Source organism: Methylosinus sp. RM1, from assembly GCF_011378635.1.
Classification (GTDB): domain Bacteria; phylum Pseudomonadota; class Alphaproteobacteria; order Rhizobiales; family Beijerinckiaceae; genus Methylosinus; species Methylosinus sporium.
This window is the reverse complement of sequence record NZ_WOVC01000012.1, coordinates 94859-120366: the sequence shown is the minus strand read 5'-3', so window position 1 is coordinate 120366 and position 25508 is coordinate 94859. Positions and strand designations below refer to the sequence as shown.

At 66.3% G+C, this 25508-nt stretch carries 26 protein-coding genes; 8 read left to right on the top strand and 18 right to left on the bottom strand.

From position 1 onward, the window contains the following. Nucleotides 1–228: 228 nt before the first annotated feature. The 6 genes from FMZ75_RS10950 (at nt 229) to FMZ75_RS10925 (ending at nt 5230) form a co-directional block, all read left to right on the top strand. Nucleotides 229–807, top strand: coding sequence for a hypothetical protein (locus tag FMZ75_RS10950; protein ID WP_166142775.1), 579 nt, complete (start codon nt 229–231; stop codon nt 805–807). A gap of 135 nt (nt 808–942) precedes the next feature. Further along, entirely contained in the window at nt 943–1986 is a 1044-nt protein-coding gene (locus tag FMZ75_RS10945) for a sulfate ABC transporter substrate-binding protein (RefSeq protein WP_246728896.1), read from the top strand. A gap of 35 nt (nt 1987–2021) precedes the next feature. After that, nucleotides 2022–2867 (top strand): sulfate ABC transporter permease subunit CysT, encoded by an 846-nt coding sequence (gene cysT, locus FMZ75_RS10940; RefSeq protein ID WP_370464700.1) that lies wholly within the window; start codon nt 2022–2024, stop codon nt 2865–2867. Then, nucleotides 2860–3738, top strand: a complete 879-nt coding sequence (cysW, locus tag FMZ75_RS10935) for a sulfate ABC transporter permease subunit CysW (RefSeq protein ID WP_108918596.1) — start codon at nt 2860–2862, stop codon at nt 3736–3738. Before cysT ends, cysW begins: the two co-directional genes overlap by 8 nt. A 22-nt stretch (nt 3739–3760) precedes the next feature. Further along, nucleotides 3761–4834 (top strand): sulfate/molybdate ABC transporter ATP-binding protein, encoded by a 1074-nt coding sequence (locus FMZ75_RS10930; protein WP_166142773.1) that lies wholly within the window; start codon nt 3761–3763, stop codon nt 4832–4834. A gap of 21 nt (nt 4835–4855) precedes the next feature. Continuing rightward, nucleotides 4856–5230 (top strand): VOC family protein, encoded by a 375-nt coding sequence (locus FMZ75_RS10925; RefSeq protein WP_370464699.1) that lies wholly within the window; start codon nt 4856–4858, stop codon nt 5228–5230. Between the two features lie 58 nt (nt 5231–5288). Here the strand turns inward: FMZ75_RS10925 and FMZ75_RS10920 are convergent, their stop codons facing one another. Next, the gene (locus FMZ75_RS10920; RefSeq protein ID WP_166142771.1) at nt 5289–5918 is read right to left on the bottom strand and encodes a hypothetical protein; all 630 of its coding nucleotides are present in this window, start codon (nt 5916–5918) and stop codon (nt 5289–5291) included. A gap of 196 nt (nt 5919–6114) precedes the next feature. Between FMZ75_RS10920 and FMZ75_RS10915 the strand changes: the two genes are divergently transcribed. Then, the gene (locus FMZ75_RS10915; RefSeq protein ID WP_166142769.1) at nt 6115–7476 is read left to right on the top strand and encodes a UDP-N-acetylglucosamine-peptide N-acetylglucosaminyltransferase; all 1362 of its coding nucleotides are present in this window, start codon (nt 6115–6117) and stop codon (nt 7474–7476) included. Between the two features lie 85 nt (nt 7477–7561). Here FMZ75_RS10915 and FMZ75_RS10910 read toward each other — a convergent pair whose 3' ends face one another. From FMZ75_RS10910 to FMZ75_RS10860, 11 genes are all read right to left on the bottom strand, one after another. Continuing rightward, complete coding sequence (locus FMZ75_RS10910) at nt 7562–8995, bottom strand: homospermidine synthase (RefSeq protein WP_166142767.1); 1434 nt, start codon at nt 8993–8995, stop codon at nt 7562–7564. 127 nt (nt 8996–9122) lie between these two features. Continuing rightward, the gene (gene murI, locus FMZ75_RS10905) at nt 9123–9926 is read right to left on the bottom strand and encodes a glutamate racemase (protein ID WP_166142765.1); all 804 of its coding nucleotides are present in this window, start codon (nt 9924–9926) and stop codon (nt 9123–9125) included. A 127-nt stretch (nt 9927–10053) separates the two neighbouring features. Next, on the bottom strand, nt 10054–10953 hold the full coding sequence (truB, locus tag FMZ75_RS10900; protein WP_166142764.1) for a tRNA pseudouridine(55) synthase TruB: 900 nt from the start codon (nt 10951–10953) through the stop codon (nt 10054–10056). Then, the gene (gene rbfA, locus FMZ75_RS10895; protein ID WP_142864007.1) at nt 10950–11378 is read right to left on the bottom strand and encodes a 30S ribosome-binding factor RbfA; all 429 of its coding nucleotides are present in this window, start codon (nt 11376–11378) and stop codon (nt 10950–10952) included. The genes truB and rbfA overlap by 4 nt, the downstream gene beginning before the upstream one ends. 16 nt (nt 11379–11394) lie before the next feature. Next, the gene (locus FMZ75_RS10890) at nt 11395–11736 is read right to left on the bottom strand and encodes a hypothetical protein (protein WP_166142762.1); all 342 of its coding nucleotides are present in this window, start codon (nt 11734–11736) and stop codon (nt 11395–11397) included. Beyond that, nucleotides 11733–12149, bottom strand: a complete 417-nt coding sequence (locus FMZ75_RS10885; protein WP_166142760.1) for a hypothetical protein — start codon at nt 12147–12149, stop codon at nt 11733–11735. The genes FMZ75_RS10890 and FMZ75_RS10885 overlap by 4 nt, the downstream gene beginning before the upstream one ends. A gap of 157 nt (nt 12150–12306) precedes the next feature. After that, on the bottom strand, nt 12307–14973 hold the full coding sequence (gene infB / locus FMZ75_RS10880; RefSeq protein WP_166142758.1) for a translation initiation factor IF-2: 2667 nt from the start codon (nt 14971–14973) through the stop codon (nt 12307–12309). Beyond that, nucleotides 14966–15706: an RNA-binding protein gene (locus tag FMZ75_RS10875; protein ID WP_370464698.1), complete on the bottom strand. Its 741-nt coding sequence runs from the start codon at nt 15704–15706 to the stop codon at nt 14966–14968. Before FMZ75_RS10875 ends, infB begins: the two co-directional genes overlap by 8 nt. Continuing rightward, nucleotides 15703–17337: a transcription termination factor NusA gene (gene nusA, locus FMZ75_RS10870; protein ID WP_166142754.1), complete on the bottom strand. Its 1635-nt coding sequence runs from the start codon at nt 17335–17337 to the stop codon at nt 15703–15705. The genes FMZ75_RS10875 and nusA overlap by 4 nt, the downstream gene beginning before the upstream one ends. Nucleotides 17338–17361: 24 nt before the next feature. Next, on the bottom strand, nt 17362–18141 hold the full coding sequence (gene rimP, locus FMZ75_RS10865) for a ribosome maturation factor RimP (RefSeq protein WP_166142752.1): 780 nt from the start codon (nt 18139–18141) through the stop codon (nt 17362–17364). Nucleotides 18142–18364: 223 nt separating this feature from the next. Further along, a complete protein-coding gene (locus FMZ75_RS10860) occupies nt 18365–19273 on the bottom strand; it encodes a class I SAM-dependent methyltransferase (protein ID WP_108917569.1) in 909 nt (302 codons plus the stop codon). 294 nt (nt 19274–19567) lie between these two features. On the opposite strand from FMZ75_RS10860, the gene FMZ75_RS10855 reads away from it, so the two are divergent. Then, nucleotides 19568–20890: a DUF1835 domain-containing protein gene (locus tag FMZ75_RS10855; protein ID WP_108917570.1), complete on the top strand. Its 1323-nt coding sequence runs from the start codon at nt 19568–19570 to the stop codon at nt 20888–20890. Here the strand turns inward: FMZ75_RS10855 and mutT are convergent. The 6 genes from mutT to FMZ75_RS10825 form a co-directional block, all read right to left on the bottom strand. Further along, nucleotides 20859–21260, bottom strand: coding sequence for an 8-oxo-dGTP diphosphatase MutT (gene mutT, locus FMZ75_RS10850; protein WP_108917571.1), 402 nt, complete (start codon nt 21258–21260; stop codon nt 20859–20861). The two genes, FMZ75_RS10855 and mutT, sit on opposite strands and share 32 nt — an antisense overlap. 12 nt (nt 21261–21272) lie before the next feature. Beyond that, the gene (locus tag FMZ75_RS10845; protein ID WP_142864015.1) at nt 21273–21785 is read right to left on the bottom strand and encodes a carboxypeptidase regulatory-like domain-containing protein; all 513 of its coding nucleotides are present in this window, start codon (nt 21783–21785) and stop codon (nt 21273–21275) included. A gap of 77 nt (nt 21786–21862) precedes the next feature. Then, complete coding sequence (locus FMZ75_RS10840) at nt 21863–22285, bottom strand: hypothetical protein (protein ID WP_146188381.1); 423 nt, start codon at nt 22283–22285, stop codon at nt 21863–21865. 61 nt (nt 22286–22346) lie between these two features. Further along, nucleotides 22347–23042, bottom strand: a complete 696-nt coding sequence (locus FMZ75_RS10835) for an HAD family phosphatase (RefSeq protein ID WP_108917574.1) — start codon at nt 23040–23042, stop codon at nt 22347–22349. A gap of 144 nt (nt 23043–23186) precedes the next feature. After that, nucleotides 23187–24434, bottom strand: coding sequence for a bifunctional glutamate N-acetyltransferase/amino-acid acetyltransferase ArgJ (gene argJ / locus FMZ75_RS10830; RefSeq protein WP_166142750.1), 1248 nt, complete (start codon nt 24432–24434; stop codon nt 23187–23189). A gap of 139 nt (nt 24435–24573) precedes the next feature. After that, nucleotides 24574–25488: a peptidylprolyl isomerase gene (locus FMZ75_RS10825; RefSeq protein WP_166142748.1), complete on the bottom strand. Its 915-nt coding sequence runs from the start codon at nt 25486–25488 to the stop codon at nt 24574–24576. Nucleotides 25489–25508: the final 20 nt, after the last annotated feature.

The window sequence follows — 25508 nt, the reverse complement described above, 5'->3', positions numbered from 1 at the left end:
GCCCGGTCATTCCGAAGTTCGTCGCCGGCGACATGCCCTGATCGAACCTCGAATAGCCTGATGACAACGCCGGCCGGGCCTCGCGCCCGGCCGGTTTTTCTTTGCGCTCCGCTGGGCTCGTCCACGCCGCGCGCGTCCTTGCGCCGCGCTCGCGCGCCGCTTCTTGCAAGACCAGCGAGAGCCGATTAATTGCTATCGAGATTTCCCGACGCTCATTGGGGACGGCGCATGTCGAGCCGCGCTATCGCACAGTCGCTCTTGCTGACCACGCTCGTTGCGGCGAGCGCCGCGTCGCCGGCGATCGCGCGCGGCGATCTGCTTTCCGACAAAGACAGCTGCGTTCTCGCGGTCGGCCCCGAGCTCATCTACTTCGCCGGCTATCAGCCGGGCGACGCGCCGCCGCGGAAATTCTGCGAGGACGTTCCCCGACTGGGGGAAACGATTTTCGTTTTCGATTATGCCGCTCCCGAGCTGCGGGAGATGAAGGCCGGCTTCCGCATCTTGCGTCAGACCGACGAGAGCGATGAGCCATCCGACCGAGAGGCGGCGACCGCCGCGTCCCTGGCGCCGCAGATCTATCCCAAAGGGACTTTTTCTTTCACGCATGTGTTCACTCAGCCGGGCGATTTCGTCGGCGTCGTCACGATCGACGGTTCGGCGGGCGAGCACTGGACGGCGCGCTTCCCCTTCTCCGTGGCCAAGCGCCGTTTCGAGCTGAGCCCTTATTATCTGATCGGCGCCGCAGGCCTGCTCGCGCTGTTTCTGTTCGCCTCCGGCAAGTTCGAGACGAACCGCCGACGCCGCTGACCTTTTCGACGCGCGAGCGTCTTCCGATCTCAAAACGGCGAAAAACCGCGAATTCGAGGCGCGCGCCCGGTTTACAGCGCGGCCGAAATATATTAGTCCATAACATCACTGAATTAATAGACCATGGAGACAAGTATGCTGAGTGTTTCAATCACGCGGCGCGGCCTCGGCGCCGCTATCGCATTCGTCGCGGGCGTGTCGCTTCTCGTCGACTCGCTCGTCGTCGATTCCTCGGCGCAGGCCGCGACGGCGTTGCTCAATGTCTCCTATGATCCGACGCGCGAGCTCTATAAGGCGATCAATCCCGCCTTCATCGCCGATTGGAAGGCCAAGACCGGCGAGACGATCGAGATACAGGCGTCGCACGCCGGCTCCGGCGCGCAGGCGCGCGCGGTCATCGACGGGCTGTCCGCCGATGTCGTGACGCTGGCGCTCGCGGCCGACATAGACGCGATCGTCTCCAAGACCGGAAAGGTCTCCGCGGATTGGCAGAAGAAGCTGCCGAACAACGCCTCGCCCTATACGTCGACGATCGTGTTTCTCGTCCGCAAGGGCAATCCAAAGAAGATCAAGAATTGGGACGATCTCGCCAAGCCGGGCGTCGCGGTGGTCACGCCCAATCCGAAGACCTCCGGCGGGGCCCGCTGGAACTATCTCGGCGCCTGGGGCTACGGACTGGAGAAGTTCAAAGGCGACGAGGCCAAGACCAAGGATTTCGTCAAGGCGATCTATAAGAATGCCCCCGTGCTCGACACGGGAGCGCGGGGCTCGACGATCACTTTCGCGCAACGCGGTCTCGGCGACGTGCTGATCGCCTGGGAAAATGAGGCCTTCCTCGCTTCGGAGGAATTCGGTAAGGACAAATTCGAGATTGTCGTCCCGCCCGTCTCCGTGCTCGCCGAGCCGCCGGTCGCCGTCGTCGACGGCAATGTCGACGCCAAAGGCACGCGCAAAGTGGCCGAGGCCTATCTGAACTTTCTCTACACGCCCGCCGCGCAGGCGATCATCGCCAAGAATTATTACCGGCCCGCGCATCCGGAATTCGCGGCGAAGGAGGATCTGAAGCGCTTGCCGAAGCTCCAGCTCTTCACTGTCGATCAGATATTCGGCGGCTGGGCGAAGGCGCAGAAGACCCATTTCGCCGACGGCGGCGTCTTCGACGACATCCAAAAGCAATAGGCCGTGAACCCGACATGAGCGCATCGACGCAAATCGTGAAAAGAAAGGCTCGGAGCTTCCCGGCTCCGAGCGTCATCCCCGGATTTCGGACGACATTCGGCTTCACTCTCTTTTATCTGAGCCTCGTCGTCCTGTTTCCGCTGTCGATGCTCGTCATCCGCGCCTCCGAGCTCGGCCTCGCGGGCCTCTACGGCGTCGCCGTCGAGCCGCGCGTCGCCGCGGCCCTGCGCACGAGCTTCTTCATCTCCTTCGCCGCCGCGGCGATCGATGTCGTCTTCGGCCTCGTCACCGCCTGGGTGCTGACGCGCTATGAGTTTCCGGGCCGGCGCTTTCTCGACGCCATCGTCGATCTGCCCTTCGCCCTGCCGACGGCGGTCGCCGGCATCGCGCTCGCGGCGCTCTATGCGCCCAATGGCTGGCTCGGCGAGCCGCTCGCCGATTACGACATTAAAATCGCCTTCACGCGCTGGGGCATTCTCGTCGCGCTGGTGTTCGTCGGCCTGCCTTTCGTCGTGCGCACGGTGCAGCCGCTGCTCGCCGAGATCGACGTCGAGCTCGAGGAGGCGTCGGCCACTCTCGGCGCGAGCCGCGCGCATACGGTCTGGCGCGTGCTGCTGCCGCCGATTCTGCCGGCCCTGCTCACCGGATTCGCGCTGGCTTTCGCGCGCAGCGTCGGCGAATATGGCTCGGTGATCTTCATCGCCGGCAATCTCGCCTATATCTCGGAAATCGCGCCCTTGCTGATCATCGTCAAGCTGGAGCAGTTCGACTATGCCGGCGCGACGGGCATTGCGACGATCATGCTCGCCATCTCCTTTGCCGTGCTGCTGGCGATCAATCTGATCCAGGCCTGGAGCCAGAAGAGGTTCGGCCATGTCTGACGCGCTGGCGCCGGCCATTCGCATCGCCGCGACGCGCCGCGTGACGGAGGAGGCTCCGCTCACGCGCTATCTGCTCATCGGCGTCGCCGTGGCCTTTCTCGGCCTCTTCCTGCTGTTGCCGCTCGCGGTGGTCTTCACCGAGGCGCTCACGAAAGGCGCCGGCGCCTTCTTCGCCACTTTCGACGAGCCGGATGCGCGGGCGGCGATCCGCCTCACTCTGCTCGTCGCGGCGATCGTCGTGCCGCTCAACGCCGTCTTCGGCATTTGCGCGGCCTGGGCCATCTCCAAATTCTCCTTTCCTGGCAAGAGCGTGCTGATCACGCTCATCGATCTGCCCTTTTCGGTCTCGCCTGTGGTGTCGGGCCTCGTCTATGTGCTCGTCTTCGGCTCGCAGGGGCTGCTCGGACCGACATTGTCGTCTCATGGAATTCAGATCGTCTTCGCCATTCCGGGCATTGTTCTCGCGACGATCTTCGTCACCTTCCCCTTCGTCGCGCGCGAGCTCATTCCGCTGATGCAGGAGCAGGGGACGGTGGAGGAGGAGGCGGCGCTGACGCTCGGCGCGAGCGGCTTTCGCACTTTCCTCACAGTGACATTGCCCAACATCAAATGGGGCCTGCTCTATGGCGTGCTCCTCGCCAACGCCCGCGCCATGGGCGAGTTCGGCGCGGTGTCGGTCGTATCCGGCCATATTCGCGGCCTGACCAACACGATACCTCTCCAGGTGGAGATCCTCTACAATGAGTATAATATCGTCTCGGCCTTCGCCCTCGCCTCCCTCCTGGCTGGGCTGGCTCTCGTCACTCTGGGGATCAAGACGCTTCTCGAATGGCGCTACGCCGGTCAAATCGCCGGTCGACGCCGTCACTGAGGACGCGCCGCGCCAGCATGGCGTGGAGATCAGAATCGAGGGCGTCGAGAAGGATTTCGGCGATTATCCGGCTTTGCGCGCTGTCGATCTGACGATCGCGCGCGGCGAGCTGGTCGCGCTGCTCGGGCCGTCCGGCTCCGGCAAGACGACTTTGCTGCGCGCCATCGCCGGCCTCTCCAATCCCGATCGCGGCCGCATTCTGTTCGATTCCGAGGACGCCACGACACTGTCCGTGCAGGAGCGGCGCGTCGGCTTCGTCTTTCAGAATTACGCGCTGTTCAAGCATCTGACCGTCGCCGACAATATCGCCTATGGGCTGAAAGTGCGCCCGCGCAGGACACGCCCCTCTCGCGCCGAGATCGCCGCGCGCGCGGCCGAGCTGCTGGAATTCGTGCAGCTCGACGGGCTCGGCGGACGCTATCCGGCGCAGCTCTCCGGCGGCCAGCGCCAGCGTGTGGCGCTCGCCCGCGCGCTCGCCATCGAGCCGCGCGTGCTGCTGCTCGACGAGCCCTTCGGCGCGCTCGACGCGCGCGTGCGCAAGGATCTGCGCCGCTGGCTGCGCGACGTGCATCGGCAGACCGGCCTCACCACCGTCTTCGTGACGCATGACCAGGACGAGGCGATGGAGCTCGCCGATCGCGTGGTGGTGTTGGACAAGGGCCGCATCGAGCAGATCGGTACGCCGGACGAGCTCTATGACCGGCCGGCTTCGCCCTTCGTGCTCTCCTTCGTCGGCGAGGCGCTGGCGCTGCCGGTGCAGGTCGCCGACGGCAAGGTGATTTTCCAGGGCAAGGAACTGCACGTCTCCTCGGAAAATCTGCGCAATGGACCGGCGCGCGTCTATTTCCGTCCCGCCGACATCGCTCTGCATGGCGGTCAGATCGGCGCGCTCGAGGGCCGGGTCGAGGCGGTGCGCCGCACGGCTGCGGGCTTGCGCGCGTCGATCTCCATCCCCGGCTATGACCAGACGGTCGAGGTCGACACGGATGATCGCGCAGGAACGACGCTCGGCAGCAGCGTGCCGCTGTCGCTAAACAATGTGCGGATTTTCTCGACCGCGGCCGAGGAGACGCTCGGCGACGGCGCGGGGATTTGAGAAGGGCCGGGCGGTCGAACGATGATGATCAGTCATCTGTCGATCGGCGTGTCCGATCTCGGGCAGGCGGTGGAATTCTATGACGCCGTCCTCGCAGTGCTCGGCTATAGGCGGCTCTACACCGGACCCAGATCGATCGGCTATGGGACGCCGGACGGGCGCGAGCCTTTCGCTCTGAAGCAACGCTCGGCGTCCGACATAGGCGTCGACGCGGGCTTTCACCTGGCTTTCGTCGCGCCGACTCCCGAGGCCGTTCGGGCTTTTCACGCCGCGGCGCTCGCGCGCGGCGCGCAGGACGACGGAGCGCCCGGTCCGCGGCCGCGCTATGGGTCGAGCTACTATGCCGCATTCGTGATCGACCTCGACGGACACAAGCTCGAAGTCGTATACCAGTAGCTTCGCGGGGCGGCCGGCGCTCGACTCTGCCGCTGAAGCGCCGGACGGCGGCGAAGGCTCAGAGAACAGCGGACAAGAGGGATGTGATCGCCTTCTTATCAGCGAGCCACTCTGCGAACTGCTTCACCTCGCCGACGCCGTCCTCGACGACGGCCTCATAGACATATGCGCTCGGAATCCTGTTTTCCGACGATCCGGATTTCATCGCCGCCAACGCCTGTTTGATGATCAGTATCGTCTTCCGGCGGTCGTCGTCGAGACGCGGCGGTAGCGTCTGCAAGTGGCGCAGGTCTGGTTGCCGTTCGGGCCGATCCACCGCCCATATATCGAGAGTCCAGTCGATTCCCTCGCTGGCGCGCGCCGACACTCCGAGATACAGACCGTCCGGATAGCTCGCCGGATCGGCGTTCCACGCGCCGCTGTCGTTTCTGAAGCGGACGGAAACCACATAGCGATCCATCGACATGAGTTCGGCTCCAGCGCGAATGAAGGCCTCGCGCGCCTCGCCGGACAGGCTTTCGCAAACCACAGTGATGTCGATGTCTCGGCGAACCATCAGGCCGAGAGCGGAACTGCCGACCCGGATCGGTTTGCCGACGCGGCTCAGCAAAACGTCCAGATCGAGGAGCTCTACGATCTGGTCGGCTTCCTCCTGCAGAAGCCTTTGAGTCCTCAGAACATCATCCATTTCGACGCTCCAGATGTCGAAAGCGCATCTCGGAACGAACTTTCATAAAATAAAAGTAGAGCAGTCGCCATGCGGCTCCGCTTATACCCCAGAGTGCCGAGAAATGGCGCGGCGATTGCTTCCGTCCGATGTCTGATCCGGAAGGCGACACGCGCCTTCATGCCCAGGCGAAGAAACTTCGACCTGGGAGACGGCGATGCGATCGCTCGGACGCAGCCGCAATATGTGCGCTTGGGATGACTTCGCAGGCGACGCCAAAGCGCTCGCCGATCTTCTCGCGGCCGACGGCTCCGGCGCGCTGCCGCCTTTTCTCTTTCTCTCGCAGCCCGGCGTCGGCGCCGCCGATCAGCGGCGCTGCTCCGAGCTGTGGACGCGCGATCGCCGCGCCGCCGCGGCGACGGAGCGGCGCGCGCTCGATTTCCGCTTTCGCGCGGCGGATGGGCGGAAGATCAAGCTCGGCTATCTCTCCAATGATTTCCACGATCACGCGACGGCGCTGCTGCTGATCGAGACGCTGGAGGCGCATGATCGCGAGCGCTTTTGCGTGAACGCCTATTCTTATGGAGCCGATGACGGCAAGGCGATGCGTCGTCGCCTCATCGGCGCTTTCGACAATTTCGTCGACATAGAGGCGCTCTCCGACGGCGACGCCGCCCGCGCGATCCATCGCGACGAGGTGGACCTGCTGATCGATCTCAAAGGCTTCACCGCCAATGCGCGCAGCGGCATTCTGATGCTGCGTCCGGCGCCCGTGCAGGTGAATTACCTCGGCTATCCGGGCACGCTCGGCGAGGATATCTGCGACTATATCATCACCGACGATTATGTGACGCCGCTCGCCTCCGCCGGCGATTATTCCGAATCCTTCGCCTATATGCCGCATAGCTATCAGCCGCGCGGCCGCGCGGGGCCGATCGGGCCGCGGCCGACGCGCGCGGCCATGGGCCTGCCGGAGCAGGGCGTCGTTTTCTGCTGCTTCAATCAGGCCTATAAGTTCACGCCGGAGATGTTCGACGTCTGGTGCCGGCTGCTCGACGCCGTGCCGCACAGCGTCCTATGGCTGCTCGGCGCGCCCATGGCGGAGGGCAATCTGCGCAATGAGGCGTGGAAGCGCGGCGTGAATGGCGCGCGTCTCGTCTTCGCGCCGGATATGGCCCAAGGCGACCATCTCGCGCGACTCCAGCTCGCCGATCTCGTGCTCGACACGGCGCCCTATAACGCCCACACAACGGCGAGCGACGCGCTGTGGGCGGGCGTGCCGATCGTCACTTGCAGCGGCTCCACCTTTCCCTCGCGCGTCGCCGGCAGCCTGCTGCGCGCGGTCGGGCTGACGGAGCTGATCGCCGTCGATCTCGATGATTATTTCGATCTCGCCTATCGGCTGGCGACCGATCCCGCGGGCCTCGTGGATCTGAAGGCCAAGCTCGCGCGCAATCGCGCCGGCGCCGCGCTCTTCGATGTTCCCGCCTATACGCGGGATCTCGAAGGTCTCTATCAATCCATGTGGGATCGTCGATCCGCAGGCCTGCCGCCGGCGGCGCTGATCCCGGCGGCATAGAGCACTTCCGCTCGGAAAAAAGCCGCCCTCGCGTCGGCGAGGGCGGCTGCAGTTGGTTATGTCGGGCCGGCTTCGAGCGCGCTGGTCAGCGAACCAGAATATTCTTGAACTGCCAGGGATCCTCGAGGTCGATATCCTCCGGGAAGAGACCCGGGCGGCCGTCGAGCGGCGTCCAATCCGTGTAGACCCCCTCGACGGGGCCGAGATAGGGCAGCTGCACTTCCAGGCAGCGGCGGAAGTCGACCTCGTCGGCCTCGACGATGCCGGCGGTCGGATTCTCGAGCGCCCACACCATGCCGGCCAGCGCGGCGGAGCTGACCTGCAGGCCGGTGGCGTTCTGATAGGGCGCCAGCTCGCGCGTCTCCTCGATGGAGAGGCGGGAGCCGTACCAATAGGCGTTCTTGGCGTGGCCGTAGAGCAGCACGCCGAGCTCGTCTATGCCGTCGACGATCTCGTTCTCGTCGAGAATTTTCCAGCTCGCCTGCATCTTGCCGGCGCGGCCGAACATCTCGTGCAGCGACAGAACGGCGTCGTCGGCCGGATGATAGGCGTAATGGCAGGTCGGCCGGTACGCCACCTTGCCGGAATCGTCGCGCACGGTGAGAAAATCCGCGATCGAGATCGACTCGTTATGGGTGACGAGGAAGCCGAATTGCGGTCCCGGCGTCGGCGTCCAGCTGCGCACGCGCGTGTCGGCGCCCGGCGACTTCAGATAGATCGCCGCGCCACAGCCGGAGGAGTGCGTGCCGGCGATGTCCGGCAGCGACTTCTCATGCGTGCCCCAGCCCAGCTCGGCCGGCTGCTGGCCCTCGGAGACGAAGCCCTCCACCGACCATGTGTTGACGAAGACGTCGCGCGGCTTCGGGCTCTTGGCGCGCTGCGTGTCGCGCTCGGCGATGTGAATGCCCTTGACGCCGAGCTTCTGCGCCAGCGCGGCCCAATCGGCGCGGGTCTTCGGCTCCTCGATCTTCAGCCCCGTGTCGGCGGCGATGTTCAGCAGCGCCTGCTTCACGAACCAGGACACCATGCCCGGATTGGCGCCGCAGCAGGAGACCGCGGTCGGTCCGCCCGGATTGCGGCGACGCTCCTCCAGCACCGTCTCGCGCAGCGCGTAATTGGTGCGCGCTTCATTGCCGAGTGTGTTGTCGAAGTAGAAGCCGGTCCAGGGCTCGACCACCGTGTCGACATAGAGGCAGCCGAGCTCGCGGGCCAGCTTCATAATGTCGAGCGAGGAGGTGTCCACCGAGAGATTGACGACGAAGCCCTGTCCCTCGCCCTTGGTGAGCAGGGGGGTGAGCACCTCGCGGTAATTGTCCTTGGTCAGGGCGACCTTCTGGAAGGCGATGCCGCGAATATCCAGCATTTCACGATGCGTATCGACAGGGTCGATGACGGTGAAACGGCTCTTGTCATAGTCGAAATGGCGTTCGATGAGCGGCAAGATGCCACGTCCGATGGAGCCGAAGCCGATCAGAACGATCGGGCCGGTAATCTTCGCATGGACGGGCCAGTCTGCCATTTCGCTCACCTCTTGGAGTTCGAGAATTATTGTGCGGCGCGTTACAGCAAGAGCGGCGGACATAATCAAGGAAAAACGCCGGCGGGGCGTTTTCCTTCTGTCGCTCTGCGGCAAAGAGGGGGCGGGCTCAGTCGGGAGAAAAGCCCATGCGCGTCAGCGCCGCGGCCAGCGCCGGCTCCGGGCGCGCCCCGCTGGTGAAGATCGCGCGGGGCGCCGGCGCGGTCGCTTCGCAGTCGGGGCCGAAGCGCTCGACGAGCAGCCGATCGGCCTGGCGCGCTATGGCGGGGGCGGGGTCGATCCACTCGACCGGCCAGGGCGCGAGGCGCCGGAAAAAGTCCAGCAGCAGCGGATAATGCGTGCAGGCGAGGACGACGACATCCGTCCGCGCCTCGTCGCGCGTGACGAAGCAGGGCGCGATCTCGCGGGCGATCTCCGCCTCGGAAACAGCGGCGCCGCGCATAAAATCCTCGGCGAGCGGGGCGAGGCGGGTCGAGCCGACCAGCGTCACTGCGCAATCTTCCGCGAAGCTGGCGATGAGCGCGCGCGTGTAATCGCGCGCCACGGTGCCGGGCGTCGCCAGCACGGAGACGAGGCGCGAGCGCGAGCGCTCGGCGGCGGGCTTTATCGCCGGCACAGTGCCGACGAAGGGAAGCTGCGGCCAGCGCGCCCGCAAAGGGGGAAGCGCGCGCGTGGAGGCGGTGTTGCAGGCGATGACGACGAGATCGGGCGCCAGCTCGGCGACGAGCTTTTCCATCACCTCCATGACGCGCGCGACCAGCGCCGTCTCGGAGAGCGGACCATAGGGGAAGCCGGCGTCATCCGCGCAATAGAGCAGCGCCGCATGAGGGCGCAGCTTCGCCACTTCGGTGAAGACGGTAAGGCCGCCGAGCCCGGAGTCGAAGACGAGGATTTTAGGGGCGGGGGGCGTCATGAGGGCGGTCGGCTCGCAATGTCCTGACGTCCCCGAATCTGCTCCCTCTCCCGCGAAGCGGGGGAGGGGTCGGGGAGGGGGCGTTTCAGCGAATTGAAACCATTCCCCCGCGAAGATCAACCTCGCGTCAGAACGGCAGGTTGAACACACGCGAGGGCTCCAGCGCGCCTTCCACCACCTCGCCGAAGGCGACGGGCACGCCGCCGCAGGCCGCATAGACGACGCCGCCGGCAGGGGCGTCGCGGCCGCGCAGAATCAGCGAGCCGCCCCGCCGCAGCCGCGCCGCCGCGTCGCGATCGACGACGACGCAGGGCAGCTCGGTGAGGCCCGCCTCGACCGAGAGAAGCGCGTTGGCGGCCTCGCCGCCCTCGATCTCGTCCAGCGTGTAGCTGTCCTCCTCGAGGAAAGGCCCGACGCGCGTGCGGCGCAGCGCGGTCACATGGCCGAAGCAGCCGAGCAGCCGCCCGAGATCGCGCGCGATGGAGCGCACATAGGCGCCCTTGCCGCATTCCATGACGAGCCTTGTTTCCTCCTCCGTCGCATCGACGATGGAGAGGCGATGAATGGTGACGGGGCGCGGCTTCAGCTCGACTGTCTCGCCGTCGCGCGCGAGATCATAGGCGCGCTCGCCGGCGATCTTGATGGCGGAATATTGCGGCGGCACCTGCATGATGTCGCCGAGAAAGCGCGGCAGCAGCGCCTCGATCTCAGCGATCGTCGGCCGCTCGCCGCTCTCGCGCACGGATTTGCCGTCGGCGTCGTCGGTGTCGGTCTCGACGCCCCAGCGCACCGTGAAGGAATACGCCTTCTCGCCGTCCTGCACGAAAGGCACGGTCTTGGTCGCCTCGCCGAAGGCGACCGGCAATATGCCGGAGGCGAGCGGGTCCAGCGTGCCGGCGTGTCCGGCCTTCTTGCCATTATAGATGCGCTTCAAGCGCGAGACGGCGTGCGTCGAGGTCATGCCGACGGGCTTGTCGAGCACCACCCAGCCGTCGACGACGGCGCGGGTCGATTTTCTTCCGTTCATTGCTGGGCGCCGTTCTCTTCGTCGGTTTGGGGCTGATCGAGATCGCGGCGCACGCGCTCGGAGTTCAGCAGCGCGTCGATGCGCGCGACATTGTCGAAACTATCGTCGATGCGGAAACGCACCTCCGGCGCGAATTTGAGATTGACGCTATGGGCGATCTCGCCGCGCAGATATTTTTTATGGCGGTCGAAAGCGCGCAGCACCTCCGGCTCGTCCTTGCCGCCGAGCGGCATGACATAGACGGTGGCGAGCTTCAAATCCGGGCTCATCGTCACGCGCGAGACGGTGACGACATGCTGCTCGAGCACGGGATCATTGATCTCCCCGCGCGAGAGCAGCTGGGCGATCTGATGGCGGACGAGCTCGGCGACGCGCAACATGCGCTGCGACGGCTCCGCCCCATGGGCGTGATGGGCTCTGGACATTTGGCTCTTGGGGTGGCTATTCGATTTCGCGCTGCGACCCACGGATCATGGAGAGCAGCCGTTCGAACGCGCGAATTTCGGCCTTTTCCACACGCGCGTCGATCTTGTCCTCGATCGCTCCGGCGACGAACTCGGAAACGCCTTCCAGCTTTCCCGCGATCCGATCCACTTGGCGTTGAAGCTCATGCAAATCTTTGCGAAGCTCTTTGTTCTCGGCCTTCAGAGACGCCACCGACCGTTCCAGGTCGAGGATGTTTTTTCCAAACTCTAGAAAGCGCCCCCAAGACAATTTCCATCCGCCCGATTCGGGCTCTGTCGGCGGCGGAGGCGGGTGTTGCAGGTCGCTTTCTCCGGTCATTGCGATAGTCCGAGCCGACTATCGAAGATTCTGTCGATTCGTGCGAGCGTGCGGTCGATTTCCTGCCGGCGTATCTCGAAATCGATACGATCGCGACGTGTGTCTTCGACGATATCTCGCATCATCTCGGCGCTGCGCTCCAACGACGCCAGAGCCGCGCCCATTGCGAGGCTCGGGTCGTCGGACGGCGTATCGCCGAAAAAGGCCTGCGCTGAAAAGGCGGATTCGCCACCCACCCTATCCAACGGCGCATCTTTGTCATCCCCCTCGACCTTTCTTGCGCGAGAGAGCGATTCCAATTCTCTCAAGAAACTCTCGCCACCTTCCGCGGAAAGGAGCTTCGCCAAGATGGCGTCGGTTTGCAGCCTCGGGCCATTCGCGATCGAACCATCGTCATGCTCGTAAAACGCCAAAGCGCTTCTGGCCTGCCAACGACGAAGCTCCTGTAGAAGCTCGACCAAATCCGAGGCGGCGCGAGGGAGAGCCGCGATCAGCTCTATGACCCCTTCGGCTTTGAACGGAAATGATTGGCTCATCATTCGCTCCTTACGAGGCTAGCCGCATTCGATCTCACAGCGTCCGCTTGATCTCCTCGACGCGATAGCACTCGATGACGTCGCCGGCGCGCATGTCCTGATAATTCTCGAAAGCCATGCCGCACTCCTGTCCGGCCTGCACTTCCTTGACCTCGTCCTTGAAGCGCTTGAGCGTCGATAGCTTGCCCTCGTGGACGACGACATTGTCGCGGATGAGACGCACATTGGCGCCGCGCTCCACCGAGCCGTCGGTCACGCGGCAGCCCGCCACCTTGCCGACCTTGGAAATGTCGAACACTTCGAGAATCTGCGCATTGCCCAGCATGGTCTCGCGCAGCGTCGGCGCGAGGAGGCCGGACATCGCCGCTTTCACATCATCGACGAGATTGTAGATGATGTTATAGTAGCGGATTTCAATGCCGCCGCGCTCAGAGGCCTCGCGCGCTTCCTTATGGGCGCGCACGTTGAAGCCGATGACGACGGCGTTGGACGCTTCGGCGAGCGCTATGTCGGACTCGGAGATGCCGCCGACGCCCGCATGAACGACGCGCGCGCCCACCTCGTCGGTGCCGAGCTTGTCGAGCGCTGCGACGATCGCCTCCACAGAGCCCTGCACATCGCCCTTGATGACGAGCGGGAACTCCTTGCGGCCGGCGGTCTTCAACTGGCTCATCATATCGGTGAGCGAGGTGCGGGCGCCGCCGCCGCGCGCGGCCAGCTTGTCGCGACGCTGACGCTCGCGATATTCGGTGATCTCTCGCGCGCGGGCTTCCGTCTCCACCACGGCGACGCGGTCGCCGGCTTCCGGCGTCCCGGAGAAGCCGAGGATCTCGACCGGGAAGGACGGGCCGGCGGTCTGCACCACGACGCCCTTGTCGTCGAGCAGCGCGCGCACGCGGCCCCATTGCGAGCCGGCGACGATGATGTCGCCGACCTCTAGCGTGCCGCGCTGCACCAGCACGGTGGCGACCGGACCGCGACCCTTGTCGAGCCGCGCCTCGATCACCGTGCCCTCGGCCGAGCGCTCGGGATTGGCCTTGAGGTCGAGCACTTCCGACTGCAGGGTGATGGCGTCGAGCAGCTTGTCGAGATTGAGCTTCTCCTTGGCGGAGACCTCCACCTCGAGCGTGTCGCCGCCGAAGGTCTCCGTCTGCACCTCGTGCTGCAGCAGCTCGGTGCGCACGCGCTCGGGCTTGGCGTCGGGCTTGTCGATCTTGTTGATCGCGACGATGATCGGAACCTCCGCCGCCTTGGCGTGATGGATCGCCTCGATCGTCTGCGGCATCACGCCGTCATCCGCCGCCACCACCAGGATCACAATGTCCGTGACCTTGGCGCCGCGGGCGCGCATGGCGGTGAAGGCCGCGTGGCCGGGGGTGTCGATGAAGGTGATCGGCGCGCCGTTCGGCGCCCGCACCTGATAGGCGCCGATATGCTGCGTGATGCCGCCCGCTTCGCCGGCCACCACATTGGCGTGGCGGATCGCGTCGAGCAGCGAGGTCTTGCCGTGGTCGACATGGCCCATGATGGTGACGACCGGCGGACGCTGCTCGAGCTCGCTGTCGGCGTCGGGCGAGTCGAACAGGCCTTCCTCGACATCCGATTCGGCGACGCGCTTGACCGTATGGCCGAGCTCCTCGGCGACGAGCTGCGCCGTGTCGGCGTCGATCACATCGGTGATCTTGTGCAGCGCGCCCTGCTTCATCAGCAGGCGAATCACATCGACGCCGCGCTCCGACATGCGGTTGGCGAGCTCCTGAATGGTGATCGTCTCCGGGAGGATGACCTCGCGGGCGATCTTCTCCTTCTGCTCGGCCTGGCCGAAGGATTTCAGGCGCTGTGTGCGGCGGCGGAAGGCGGCGACCGAACGCGTGCGCTCTTCTTCCTCGGACGTCGCGGTGGAGACGGTGAGGCGGCCGCGGTCCTTCTGCGCGCCGCCGCGCGAGGGCGTCGGGCGGGGCGGCGGCGGCGCCTTGACGGCGATGACGCCGACGGGACGGCGGACGACGCGCTTCTCGGCGTCTTCCGTGGTCGCGGCCGGGCGTGGCGCTTCGCCGCCGGCGGTCGGGGCCGGGCGCGGTTGCGCCGGGCGAGCGGCGGCGGGCGTCGCTGCGTGCGGCTCGGGCGCGCCGCCTCCGGCGAGGCGACGGCGCGCCTCTTCCTCGGAGCGGCGTTTCGACTCGGCGTCGCGGGCGAGGCGTTCCTCCTCCTCGCGCTTGCGGGCTTCGGCGGCGGCGCGCTCCTCGCGCTCGCGGGTCTCGCGCTCGGCGCGCGCCTTGGCTTCCACCTCGGCGCGGCGACGGTCTTCCTCTTCGCGGGTGCGGGCGTCGACCAGAGCGCGGGCGCGGGCCTCGCGCTCTTCGTCGGTCAGCGCGCGCAGCACCATGCCGGCGCCGCGCTTGGGCGCAGGCTGCGGGCGCGGCGTCTCGGCGCGCGGCGGCGGAGGGGGCGGCGCGGCGGCGGCGGGCGCCGCAGGCGCGGGGGGAGCCGGCGTCGGAGGCGGAGCCGCCGGCTTGGTCTCGACATGGCCCGGGGCGCGACGCTTCACCTTCTCGACCACGACCACCTTGGAGCGGCCGTGGGAGAAGCTCTGGCGCACCATTCCGCCATGCTCGGTCGGACGCTGCTTCAAATGCAACGTCTTCGACGGCGTGACGGTCAGCGTCTTGTCGCCGCTGTTCTCGGTCTCGGTCTCACTCATCCAGTTTCCGATCCTCGGGCTGCGCCTGTTCGGTTGCGTCTTTCAGCGGGCCGAGCTCGTCGGTCCGCTCGCTGTCGTGGTTCTGCGCGTCGCCGGATGCGCTCCCGCCTCTATAGGCGGCGAGGCGGCGGCAGCGCGCCAAAAAGGCTTGCGTCGGTCCGCCCGGCGCGAGGGCTGCATGTATCACATTTGTGCGGCCCAAAGCCAAATCCAATTGAAGAGAATCGAACAGAGAGATCGTCTCTGTGACCCTCTCGCCGCATCCGCGCGCCGTGGCCGCGCGCCGCGCCGCCTGGGCGAGCTTGCGCCGTCCATCCGCGGAGCCATCGCGCGCCTCCAGCACAGCGGCGACGGCGCCTTTCTCCAGCGCCTCGCACACCTTGCCGAAGCCGGCGACCACCGCGCCCGCCTTATTGGCCATCGCCAGCGATTGCACGCAATCGGCCTCCAGCAGCCGATCGACATCCTCGGGAAGCGATGACGACGCCGAGACCTCGGCCTTCAATTGGCGCGCGAAGGCGCGCTTCTTCAACGCTTCGGCCACGACATCGGCGCGCGCCGTAACCCAGGCGCCGCGGCCGGGCAGGCGCGACCTTATGTCCGGCGTGAGAACGCCGTCCGGCGCGCGCACGAAACGGATCATCCCCTCCGGCGCGTCGCGCCGGCGGGTGACGATGCAGGTCCGTTCGCTCGCCTCGGCTTCTCTCATTCGCTCGCCGTCTCGTTTCGTCACTGCGCCTCGGTCTGCTGCGCCTCTGCCTGCTGCGCGTCTGTCGGCTCAGCGGCCTCGGCCTCCTCGGCTTCCGCCTCGGGCTCCGGGGCCTCGATCCAGCCGGCGCGCACGCGCGCATCCATGATCAGCGCCTCCGCCTCCTCGCGGGAAAGGTCGATCCCGTCGAGGAAGCCGGTCTGCTTGACCGTCTCGCCATCCTTCTTCTCGGTCCAGCCGACGAGATCGTCCGGCACGCAGCCGGCGAGATCCTCGATCGACTTCACGTCATTCTCGCCGAGCTTGACCAGCATCGCCGTGGTGACGCCGTCGAGCTCCTTCAGCTCGTCGAGCACGCCGAGCTCGAGGCGACGCGCCTCGTTCTCCGCCTCGACTCTCTCGAGATAATTGCGGGCGCGATTTTGAATCTCGGCCGCCGTGTCCTCGTCGAAGCCCTCGATCGTCGCCAGCTCGCCGAGATCGACGAAGGCCAGCTCCTCGACCGATTGGAAGCCTTCCGAAGCGAGCAGCCGGCCGACCACCTCGTCGACGTCGATCGCGTTCATGAACACTTTGGTGCGCTCGACGAACTCGCGCTGGCGGCGCTCGGATTCCTCGGCCTCGGTCAGAATGTCGATGTCCCAGCCGGTGAGCTGCGAGGCGAGGCGCACATTTTGGCCGCGGCGGCCGATGGCCAGCGACAGCTGATCGTCCGGCACCACCACCTCGATGCGCGCGGAATCCTCGTCGAGAACGACCTTCACCACCTCGGCCGGCTGCAGCGCATTGACGATGAAGGTCGCCGCGTCCGCCGACCAGGGAATGATGTCGATGCGCTCGCCCTGCAATTCGCCGACCACGGCCTGCACGCGCGAGCCGCGCATACCGACGCAGGCGCCGACCGGATCGATGGAGGAATCGCGCGAAATGACGGCAATCTTGGCGCGCGAGCCCGGATCGCGCGCCACCGATTTCACCTCGATCACGCCGTCGTAGATCTCCGGCACTTCCTGGCGGAACAGCTTGGCCATGAATTGCGGATGCGTGCGCGACAGGAAAATCTGCGGTCCGCGCTGCTCGCGGCGCACGTCATAGACATAGGCGCGCACGCGATCACCGGGACGGAAGGTCTCGCGCGGGATCATCTCGTCGCGGCGGATGATCGCCTCGCCGCGGCCGAGATCGACGATCACATTGCCATATTCGACGCGCTTCACCACGCCGTTGACGATCTCGCCGATGCGGTCCTTGAACTCTTCGTATTGGCGGTCGCGCTCGGCCTCGCGCACCTTCTGCACGATGATCTGCTTGGCCGATTGCGCGGCGATGCGGCCGAAATCGAAAGGCGGCAGCGTCTCGGAAATCCAGTCGCCGACCTGCGCCGCCGGATTGCGCTTGCGCGCGTCCTCGATGGAAATCTGCGTCGCGTCATTATCGATGAGATCGACGACCAGCAGCAGACGCGAGAAGCGCACCTCGCCGCTCTTCGGATTGATCTCGGCGCGGACCTCGGTCTCCTGCCCATAGCGCGAGCGCGCGGCCTTTTGCAGCGCGTCCTCCATGGAGGCGATGACGATCGAACGGTCGATCGATTTCTCGCGCGCGACCGCATCGGCGATCTGCAGGATTTCCAACCTGTTGGCGCTGACGGCCATATCTTGCTCCCAAAAACGTCGGCCCTACGCGTCGCCGCGACGGCCGGGTCCGCTGCCTTTTTTCTTGAATCCCGTCTGCACGCCGGCCGGAACCAGCGGCTTGGCCTTATCGGCGCGCGCCGCGGCGAAACGGCCGGGCCCGCGACGAGGCCGCGCATCCTCTTGCGGCGCTTCCTCCTCGCTCGGGCCGTCGTCCTCGAGCTGCGCCTTGCCGGCGCGTAGCGCCTCGCGGATCAGCGCGTCGGTCAGCATCAGCTTGGCCTCGTCGAGATCGCGCAGCGGCATTCGCACGGTTTTTTCTTCGTCCGGCGGGGCGTCGTCGCGCTCCAGCGTCACCACGGCGTCGCGGCCGTCTCCCTCGACGGAGACAATATTGCCCCGAAAGCGCTTGCGGCCAGAGGCGAGCGCCTGCGTCAGCTCGATCTTCGCCTCATGGCCGATCGCGCGACGAAAATCCGAGACTCGCACCAAGGGGCGATCTATGCCGGGCGAGGACAGCTCCAGCCGATAGGCGTCCGAGATGACGTCCTCGACGTCCAGCTCCGGCGAGAGCGCCTGGCTCGCGGCCTCGCAATCGTCGATGGTCATGGTTCCGTCGGGCCGCTCGGCCATGATCTGCAGAACCATGCCGTTCTGCGAGAGAATGCGCGCACGCACGAGACGAAAGCCGAGCTGCGCCAGCACGGGCTCGGCGATATGGGCAATGCGCGCCGCGACTCCCGTCTCGCCGCAGAGGCGCGGCTCGTCGATGAGGGAGGGCGCCTCCACGGCGCCGGCGGCGGGCGTTTCTGCCAAGCGGCTCATCCTATCTTGCGAGAATTTCCGGCCGGTGCAAACAAAAAAGAGCGGGTCCCGGCCGGGCCCCACTCTCAAGCAGCGACCATCCGAGAATGATCGTTATGAGATAGAACGGAACGGCTTATACACCTGCTGCGGGATGGAGGCAAGGAAAAGACGGGCCGCCGGGCCGCGCCGCAGTTTTCGCGAGATCGCGTGCGCTTTTTCAACGCGCGCGATCTTTTCGCCGTCACGCCCTCGGACGTCTGCCCGCGACCACATAGAGCAAAACGCCGCCCGCGGCGCTCCAGCCTCGCTCGTCGCCTGCCGCCGCCCCATCCACGAAGTCGCGCCATGCGGAGTCGAAGAACTCTTCTGAGCCGCCGCTGGCGAGGACATTGGTGCGCATTTCGTTCCGATCATAGGGACCGACGCCTTCGGCGCGCCAGCGCTCCCAGGCCTGCGCATTGGCGATCTCGCCCGGGCTGGAATGGGGTGGGATGCTCGGATGGGTCTTGTCCGAGAGCCAGACGCGCACATCCTGCAAGCCGAGCCCGGCGAACAGGCCGGGGAGCCGCTCTCCGACGAACTCCTCGCCTTTGCCGAGGCGGGCGCGGCCGAGCGCTTGCCGCCAAGCCAGCTCCGATAGCCGCAGCAGCCGCTCGACGGCCTCTTCGCCCATCTGCCCGCTGAAGGGAAGGCGCGCGACGAGATTATTCGGCTCCGCGCAGAGCACCAGTCCGCCGGGCTCGACGATTCGGATCATTTCCGCGAGAGCCGCTGCGGGATCTCGCAGATGCAGAAGCAGCGTCTGGCACGTCGCCAGATCGAATGATCTGTCGGCGAAGGGCAGGCGATTCGCATCGCAGGCGATCGCCTCCATTCGCGTATCGGCGATGGCGCGCATACGATCGACATAGCCGACGAGGTGGCGCGGCTCACGATCGACGCCGACGATTTGGGCCTCGGCCGCGAGACGCGGATAGAGCAGGGCGCTCCAGTGACCGACGCCGCATCCTATGTCGGCGGCGCGCTCGACAGCGCGCAGATCGAGGCGACGCGCGAGTAGATCGAGAAAGTCGGCGTTCCACAAATAATCGCGCTCCGCGCCGAAATATTCGGCGGAGTGCGGACGGGTCTTATCATTTTCGGCAGACATGTGAATCCCCGTGGCAAAATGCGCCCGCGAGCGAGCGTTTCATGTGCTTTCGAATGGGGATGGATCTCACATGCGCTTTATGTAGCACGCCGCGCCAAGCGGGTCGAGGATAGGCGTTTTCCGTGCGTCCGTTCCTTGACCTGCTCGTGGCGATTTGTTTGACTGCCGGCACGGCTCGATCGGAGCCCCCGTGTCCGCGGAAAGGGCTGCGCCCGCGCTCGCTTTCGAGAGTGGCGCACGAAAATACGCCCTTTCCTGTCTGATCAGCGGACGCAGACACGAGGAGGGGGTTCCATGTCCCGTGATCCACGGGCCGCGAGCGCGGCCGCCGTCCGTCTCGCTTCGCCTTTTCGTTTGAATCTCGAGCAACAGGGCAAGCGCGCCAAAGAGCTGCTGAAGAGCCTGCGCGCCGGGGACGACGAAGCGCTCTCCCGATTTCGCCGTCATCATCCGAGGTCCGCGGACGCGCCGGAGCGGCTGAGCGAGGCGCAGCTCGTCGTCGCGCGCGAGCTCGGATTGCCGAGCTGGCCGAAGCTCAAAGCGCACATAGCGGCGATGGAACGCAGCTGGCGCGGCATAGTGCGTGGCGAGGCCGCGCCGGATCGCGGCATGACGACGCTGCATCTGCGTTGCGGTCACGACATAGAGGCGAGCTTGCGCGACGCCGGGTTCATCGGCGATTTTCTCGAATATTCCGATCCGCTTTGTCAGGGTCCAGTGCTCGACCGGGCGGACTGGCTCGCAGAGCGCGCCGCTTTTCTCGCGGAGAGCTACGGCGCCGGCGTCGACCGGAGCGAAGCGCAAATCGCGGAAGAGCTCGCCGTCGCGGAGGCGCGCTTGCAGGCGGCCGCGTCTCGCTATGAGCGAGTCGTGCTCTGGCTGGAGCATGATCCCTATGATCAGCTCATTCTCGCCCGCTGTCTCGCGCAATTCGCAGAGACGCCTCCGCCGCGGCTCGAGCTGATCTCGCTCGAGCGTTACCCCGGCGCCACGCGCTTTCTCGGACTGGGGCAGTTGCCGCCAGAGGCGCTGCGCCTGCTCTGGGAGGAGCGCGCGCCCGTCGCCGAGGCGGCGCTGCTCGCCGGCCGCGAGGTCTGGTCCATGCTGCGCGCTCCCGACCCGCGCCCGCTCGCCGGAGTCGCCCGCGCGGGCGCCCCGGCGCTGCCGCAGCTCGCGCGCGCGGTCCGGCGCCATTGTCAGGAATTTCCTGGGACCGAAGACGGCCTGAGCCTGACGGAGCGTCTCATCCTCGAGCTTCTCGCGGAGCGTCCGCATAAAGCGGTCGATGCCTATTCGCGGCTGTTGATGGAGCGCGAGCCGCTCCCCTGGCTCACCGATTTGATGATTCATTCCATCGTCGAGGACATGAAGCGCGTCGCGGAGCCGGTCTTCACGGGCGCTTTCGATAGCGACGATCGCAGCTGGCCGAAGGAGCGGCTCACGATCACCCCGCTCGGGCGCGCCATTCTGGCGGGGGAGACGGATTGGATGTCGCTTCGTCCGCCGCCGCGCTGGCTCGGCGGCGTCTCCATCTCCGGCGACGCGCCTTGCTGGCGCTGGGACGAGGCCCGCTCGGAATTCGCGTTCAGCCAAGCAGCGCGACGAGCGGAGCGATGAGCGGCGCGTCGGCCGGCGGCATTTGCGCCGCATCGAGTTCGCTCGGCCGCATCCAGGCCAGCGCCTGGCCTTCGCGGGCGTGCGGCTCGCCGCGCCAGCGCCGGCAGAGATAGAGCGGCATCAAAAGATGAAACGCCTCATAGGCATGGCTGGCGAAGGTCAGCGGCGCGAGATCGGCGGTCGCCACCTCTATGCCCAGCTCTTCGGCCAGCTCGCGCACGAGCGCTTGCTCCGGCCGCTCGCCGGGGTCGAGCTTGCCGCCGGGGAACTCCCACAGGCCGGCGAGCTGCTTGCCTTGCGGACGCTGGGCGATCAGCACGCGGCCTTGCGGATCGACGAGCGCGGCGGCGACCACGAGAAGCAGAGACAAGGCGCGTTTCCCTCAATTGCCGGAGAGCACGACCTCGATCGGATCGGTCTCCTTGCCGGTGACGACGACTTCGTCGTACATCGCGCCGCCCTCGCTGAGCAAGCCGCCCTTGGGAACCCAGGTGAGCTGCGTCGCCACGAAATAGCGGCCCGGCGCGACCTTGTCGAAGGTGAAGCGGCCGGTCGCGCCCGCCTTGGTCGTGCGCGTATAGGCGGCGTATTCGGCCTCCTGCGTCGGCGTCGGCATGAAGAGGGCGGCGATGAACTTGCGCTTGCCGTAGAAATGCGAGAATCGCGCCTGCGCATAGGCGGTCGCGGGAATGAGCCGCACCACCTCGCCGGCGGCGTAGCGCACATTCATCTTGCCCTGCTGATCGCGCAGAAAGGCCTGGCCCTCTATCGTCGCCTTGCCCTCCTGCCTGATGAAGGCGGCCTCGGCGGGATCGAAGCGCATCTCGGGCGCGGCGCTGTTGCAGGCGGAAAGAGCGAGCGGCGCGAGCGCGACGCAGAGGGCGGCGGAACGCATGGGGAGAGGCCTCGATAGGGCGAAATTGCGCGGCCAATGTCGCCGCTCCGCCGGGCCGAGGCAAGGCTATAGCTGTTTTAAGGTTTCCGCTCGGGCGGCGACAGGAAGGCGGCGGCGCAGCTCGTCTCCTTGCGCCAGTCGACGACATTGGTGCGCTTGTCGTAGCAATCGCGCTTGGTGATCGCTTCCTCGCAATCGGCGCCGCCCATGAATTGATAGGTGACGCAGGCGCCGACGGCCGGCGGCGCGTTCTTGTCGTCCTTGGCGGCGGCCTCTTTCTTCTCGGCGCCTTTCTTTTTTCCCTCGTTCTTTTTTCCCGCCTTTTTTTTTCCGCCCTTCTTCTTGTCGGGCTTTTCGGCTCCGCTGTCGGCGCTCTTTTCCACGACGACGCCGGAGAGGGCGGCATATTCGCGCGCCTCCTCATAAGCGCCGGCGCAGGCGGCGAGGGGCAGAAAAAGCGCAACAAGAGAGACCGCAAAAAGCGGGCGGCGCGGCGTCATCTTCGTCTCCATCGGGCAGGGGGCGAATCGCTGCGGAGTCTAGAAATCGAGTCGACTTTCGTCAGCGCGCAATGGCGCCTAAGGGCTGCCGGTCGGCTTGCGCGCGCAGCAGCTCGAGCACGTCGCGCAGGCTGGCGACGACGGTGAGGCAGAGCGCGCGCTCCTCGGCGGAGGGCTGCAAAATGTCCGGCGTGAGAATCGTCATCGCGCCGGCGGCGGCGGCCGAGCGCAGGCCGGTCGGCGAATCCTCGAGCGCGAGGCAGCGCCGCGGCTCCTTGCCGAGCGCGCGCGCGGCGCGCAGATAGGATTCGGGATGCGGCTTGCCGCGGGCGACATCGTCGCGCGTCACCAGAATGGAGAAATGCGAGAGCAAGCCGCAGCGGCTCAGATGATGCTCCGCGGTCGGCCGTCGCGAGGAGGTGGCGATGGCGAGCGGAATATTCATCGCCGTGAGGTAGTCGACCAGTTCGCGCGCGCCCTCCTTCAGCGGCACGCCGGAGCGCGAGGCGCGGGCGACGAAGGCGCCGCAGGCCTCGATGCAGGCGTCGAGCGGGAAGTCGGCGCCGAAGCGCTCGATCATCATCGTCTCGCAATCCTGCATCGGCTTGCCGATCATGCGATGGCAGAACGCCTCGGTGATCTCGTGGCCGACGGCGCGTCCGGCCGCGATCCAGGCGTCGACATAGAGCCGCTCCGTATCGAGGAGCGTGCCGTCCATGTCGAAGAGGACCGCTTCTACAGCATGGGGGAAAACCATAAGTCCGCTTCCTCGCCGCCCGAGCCGAGGCGAGTAGAAGCCGATTCGCGACACGCTGCGATGACGAAGACATCACGAGCGTATGTCATGCGCGCGCTTCCTTCTCCCGCGGGCGGGAGAAGGAAGCGCTCACGAAGGAGAGGATCAGCTGCGATAGTCGCCGTTGATGGCGACATATTCCTTCGTCAGATCGCAGGTCCACACGCGCGCGGCGCCGGAGCCGATGCCGAGATCGACATGGATGGCGATCTCGTCGCGCTTCATGATCTGCGAGACTTCCGCCTCGTCGTAATCGGGATCGCGCAGGCCCTTGTGGGCGACGCGAATGTCGCCGAACCATATGGCCAGCTTGTCGCGATCCGCCGCCTCGCCGGATTTGCCGACCGCCATCACCACCCGGCCCCAATTGGCGTCCTCGCCGGCCACCGCCGTTTTCACCAGCGGCGAATTGGCGATGGAGAGGGCGATGCGCTTGGCGGCCTTGGGGCTCTCGGCGCCCATCACCGTCACCTCGACGAATTTGCGCGCGCCTTCGCCATCCTTCACCACCTGATGCGCGAGGTCGAGCAGAACTTCGTCCAGCGCGCGGCGGAAATCCTCGAGGCGGCGATCGCTCGCCTTCTCGATGTGAGGCGCGCCGCGCTCGGCCGCCGCGCCCGTGGCGAAGAGCAATAGCGTGTCCGATGTCGAAGTGTCGCTGTCGACGGTGATGGCGTTGAACGAATTCTGCACCGATTTCGACAAGAGGCTCTGCAGAACCTCGGCGTCGATCGGCGCGTCGGTGAAGACGAAGGAGAGCATGGTCGCCATGTCGGGCGCGATCATGCCCGCGCCCTTGGCGATTCCGGCGATGCGCACCTCGACGTCGCCGAGCTTGGCGACGCGGGTCGCGAGCTTGGGATAGGTGTCCGTGGTCATGATCGCCGAGGCGGCCTCGCGCCAGGCGTCGCCGCGCGTATCGGCGACGAGCTTGCCGAGCACGGGCTCGAATTTCGTCGCGTCCAGCGGCTCGCCGATGACGCCGGTGGAGGCGAGGAACACCTGCTTCTCGGGCACGCCCGCCGCCGCGGCGACGAGCTTGGCGGAAAGCTTCGCCGCCTCCTTGCCGGCCTTGCCGGTGAAGGCGTTGGCGTTGCCGGAATTGACGAGCAGCGCCCGCGCCTTGCCGCCCTCGAGCCGGGCGCGGCACCAGTCGACGGGAGCGGAGGGGCATTTGGAGCGCGTGAAGACGCCGGCGACCTGCGTCCCTTCGTCGAAAAGGGCGAGCATCGCGTCGGTGCGCCCGGCGTAGCGTATGCCGGCCTGCGCCACGGCGAAACGGACGCCTTCGATCGGCGGAATGTCCGGGTAGGTCTTGGGAGCGAGCGGCGAAACGGGTGCGGCCTTGGCCATGCGCGGTATGGGTCCTGAAAAAAGCGAGAGCGACAGGGGAGGGGTGAGCCGTGAGCAGGGCGTAGCGAGCGGGACGGGATGCGGCGGGCCGCGCTTCCCCACTCCCTGCTCCTACGCCCCACTCACTACCGCCTCATGACTATTTCTTCTTCTCGGCCGGCTTCTCGGCCGGCTTGGTCTCGGCGGGCTTCGCCTCGCCCGGCTTCGTCTCGCTCGGCTTGGCGTCGGGCGCCGGCGCTTCGGTGCGCTCGATCTTCGCGCCCTGGCGCAGCTCGACGATGAGGTCCGACTGCGCCTTCTGCGCCACATAGCGGGAGACCTGGTCGCGCACCTGATCCAGCGGCGGGAACACCTTCGGGCGCTTTTCGTCCAGCTTGATGATATGCCAGCCGAATTGCGTCTTCACCGGATCGGAGATCTGGCCTGGCTCCATCTTGAAGGCCGCGTCGCCGAATTCCGGCACCATGCGGTCCTTGGTGAACCAGCCGAGATCGCCGCCCTGCGCGCCCGTGTCCTTGGAGAGCTCCTTGGCGACCTTGCCGAAATCCTCGCCGGCCTTGACGCGCTTTTGCGCCGCCTTGGCCTCGTCCTCGGTGGTCACCAGAATGTGGTGAGCGTGGATCTCGGTCTCGGGCTTCTGATTCTTGGCGGCCTCGTCATAGGTCTTCTTGACGGCGGCCTCGGTGGTCGCGTCCTTGGCGACCTTGCCGAGCAGCGCCTCCATCAGCGCCTTGTCGCGTAAATAGGCGAGCTTCTTGGCGAAATCGGGCGTCTCGCCGAGCTTGTCGCGCTGCGCCTTCTGCACGACGAGCTGCTCGTCGATCAGGAAATCGAGAATGTAATTCTCCCGCGCCTTGCCCTCCAGCTGCCGCGGCAGGCCGGCGCCGAGATCGTCGAGCGCGATTTTCACGTCGTCGTCGGTGATGTCGACGCCATTGACCTTGGCGAGGACCTTGGCCTGCGCCGGGGCCGCGCCCATCGTCAGCAGAGCGAAGACGCCGATCGCGGCGAGGACGCCCCGGCTGCCGAGACGCGTGGTCTTGAGGTGAGGCATGATAGTCTCCAACAAAAGAG

Coding starts and splice junctions, on each gene's coding strand:
- FMZ75_RS10950 (WP_166142775.1), top strand. CDS start 229: ATGTCGAGCCGCGCTATCGCACAGTCGCTCTTGCTGACCACGCTCGTT.
- FMZ75_RS10945 (WP_246728896.1), top strand. CDS start 943: ATGCTGAGTGTTTCAATCACGCGGCGCGGCCTCGGCGCCGCTATCGCA.
- cysW (WP_108918596.1), top strand. CDS start 2,860: ATGTCTGACGCGCTGGCGCCGGCCATTCGCATCGCCGCGACGCGCCGC.
- FMZ75_RS10925 (WP_370464699.1), top strand. CDS start 4,856: ATGATGATCAGTCATCTGTCGATCGGCGTGTCCGATCTCGGGCAGGCG.
- FMZ75_RS10920 (WP_166142771.1), bottom strand. CDS start 5,918: ATGGATGATGTTCTGAGGACTCAAAGGCTTCTGCAGGAGGAAGCCGAC.
- FMZ75_RS10915 (WP_166142769.1), top strand. CDS start 6,115: ATGCGATCGCTCGGACGCAGCCGCAATATGTGCGCTTGGGATGACTTC.
- FMZ75_RS10910 (WP_166142767.1), bottom strand. CDS start 8,995: ATGGCAGACTGGCCCGTCCATGCGAAGATTACCGGCCCGATCGTTCTG.
- murI (WP_166142765.1), bottom strand. CDS start 9,926: ATGACGCCCCCCGCCCCTAAAATCCTCGTCTTCGACTCCGGGCTCGGC.
- truB (WP_166142764.1), bottom strand. CDS start 10,953: ATGAACGGAAGAAAATCGACCCGCGCCGTCGTCGACGGCTGGGTGGTG.
- rbfA (WP_142864007.1), bottom strand. CDS start 11,378: ATGTCCAGAGCCCATCACGCCCATGGGGCGGAGCCGTCGCAGCGCATG.
- FMZ75_RS10890 (WP_166142762.1), bottom strand. CDS start 11,736: ATGACCGGAGAAAGCGACCTGCAACACCCGCCTCCGCCGCCGACAGAG.
- infB (WP_166142758.1), bottom strand. CDS start 14,973: ATGAGTGAGACCGAGACCGAGAACAGCGGCGACAAGACGCTGACCGTC.
- nusA (WP_166142754.1), bottom strand. CDS start 17,337: ATGGCCGTCAGCGCCAACAGGTTGGAAATCCTGCAGATCGCCGATGCG.
- rimP (WP_166142752.1), bottom strand. CDS start 18,141: ATGAGCCGCTTGGCAGAAACGCCCGCCGCCGGCGCCGTGGAGGCGCCC.
- FMZ75_RS10860 (WP_108917569.1), bottom strand. CDS start 19,273: ATGTCTGCCGAAAATGATAAGACCCGTCCGCACTCCGCCGAATATTTC.
- FMZ75_RS10855 (WP_108917570.1), top strand. CDS start 19,568: ATGTCCCGTGATCCACGGGCCGCGAGCGCGGCCGCCGTCCGTCTCGCT.
- FMZ75_RS10845 (WP_142864015.1), bottom strand. CDS start 21,785: ATGCGTTCCGCCGCCCTCTGCGTCGCGCTCGCGCCGCTCGCTCTTTCC.
- FMZ75_RS10840 (WP_146188381.1), bottom strand. CDS start 22,285: ATGACGCCGCGCCGCCCGCTTTTTGCGGTCTCTCTTGTTGCGCTTTTT.
- FMZ75_RS10835 (WP_108917574.1), bottom strand. CDS start 23,042: ATGGTTTTCCCCCATGCTGTAGAAGCGGTCCTCTTCGACATGGACGGC.
- argJ (WP_166142750.1), bottom strand. CDS start 24,434: ATGGCCAAGGCCGCACCCGTTTCGCCGCTCGCTCCCAAGACCTACCCG.
- FMZ75_RS10825 (WP_166142748.1), bottom strand. CDS start 25,488: ATGCCTCACCTCAAGACCACGCGTCTCGGCAGCCGGGGCGTCCTCGCC.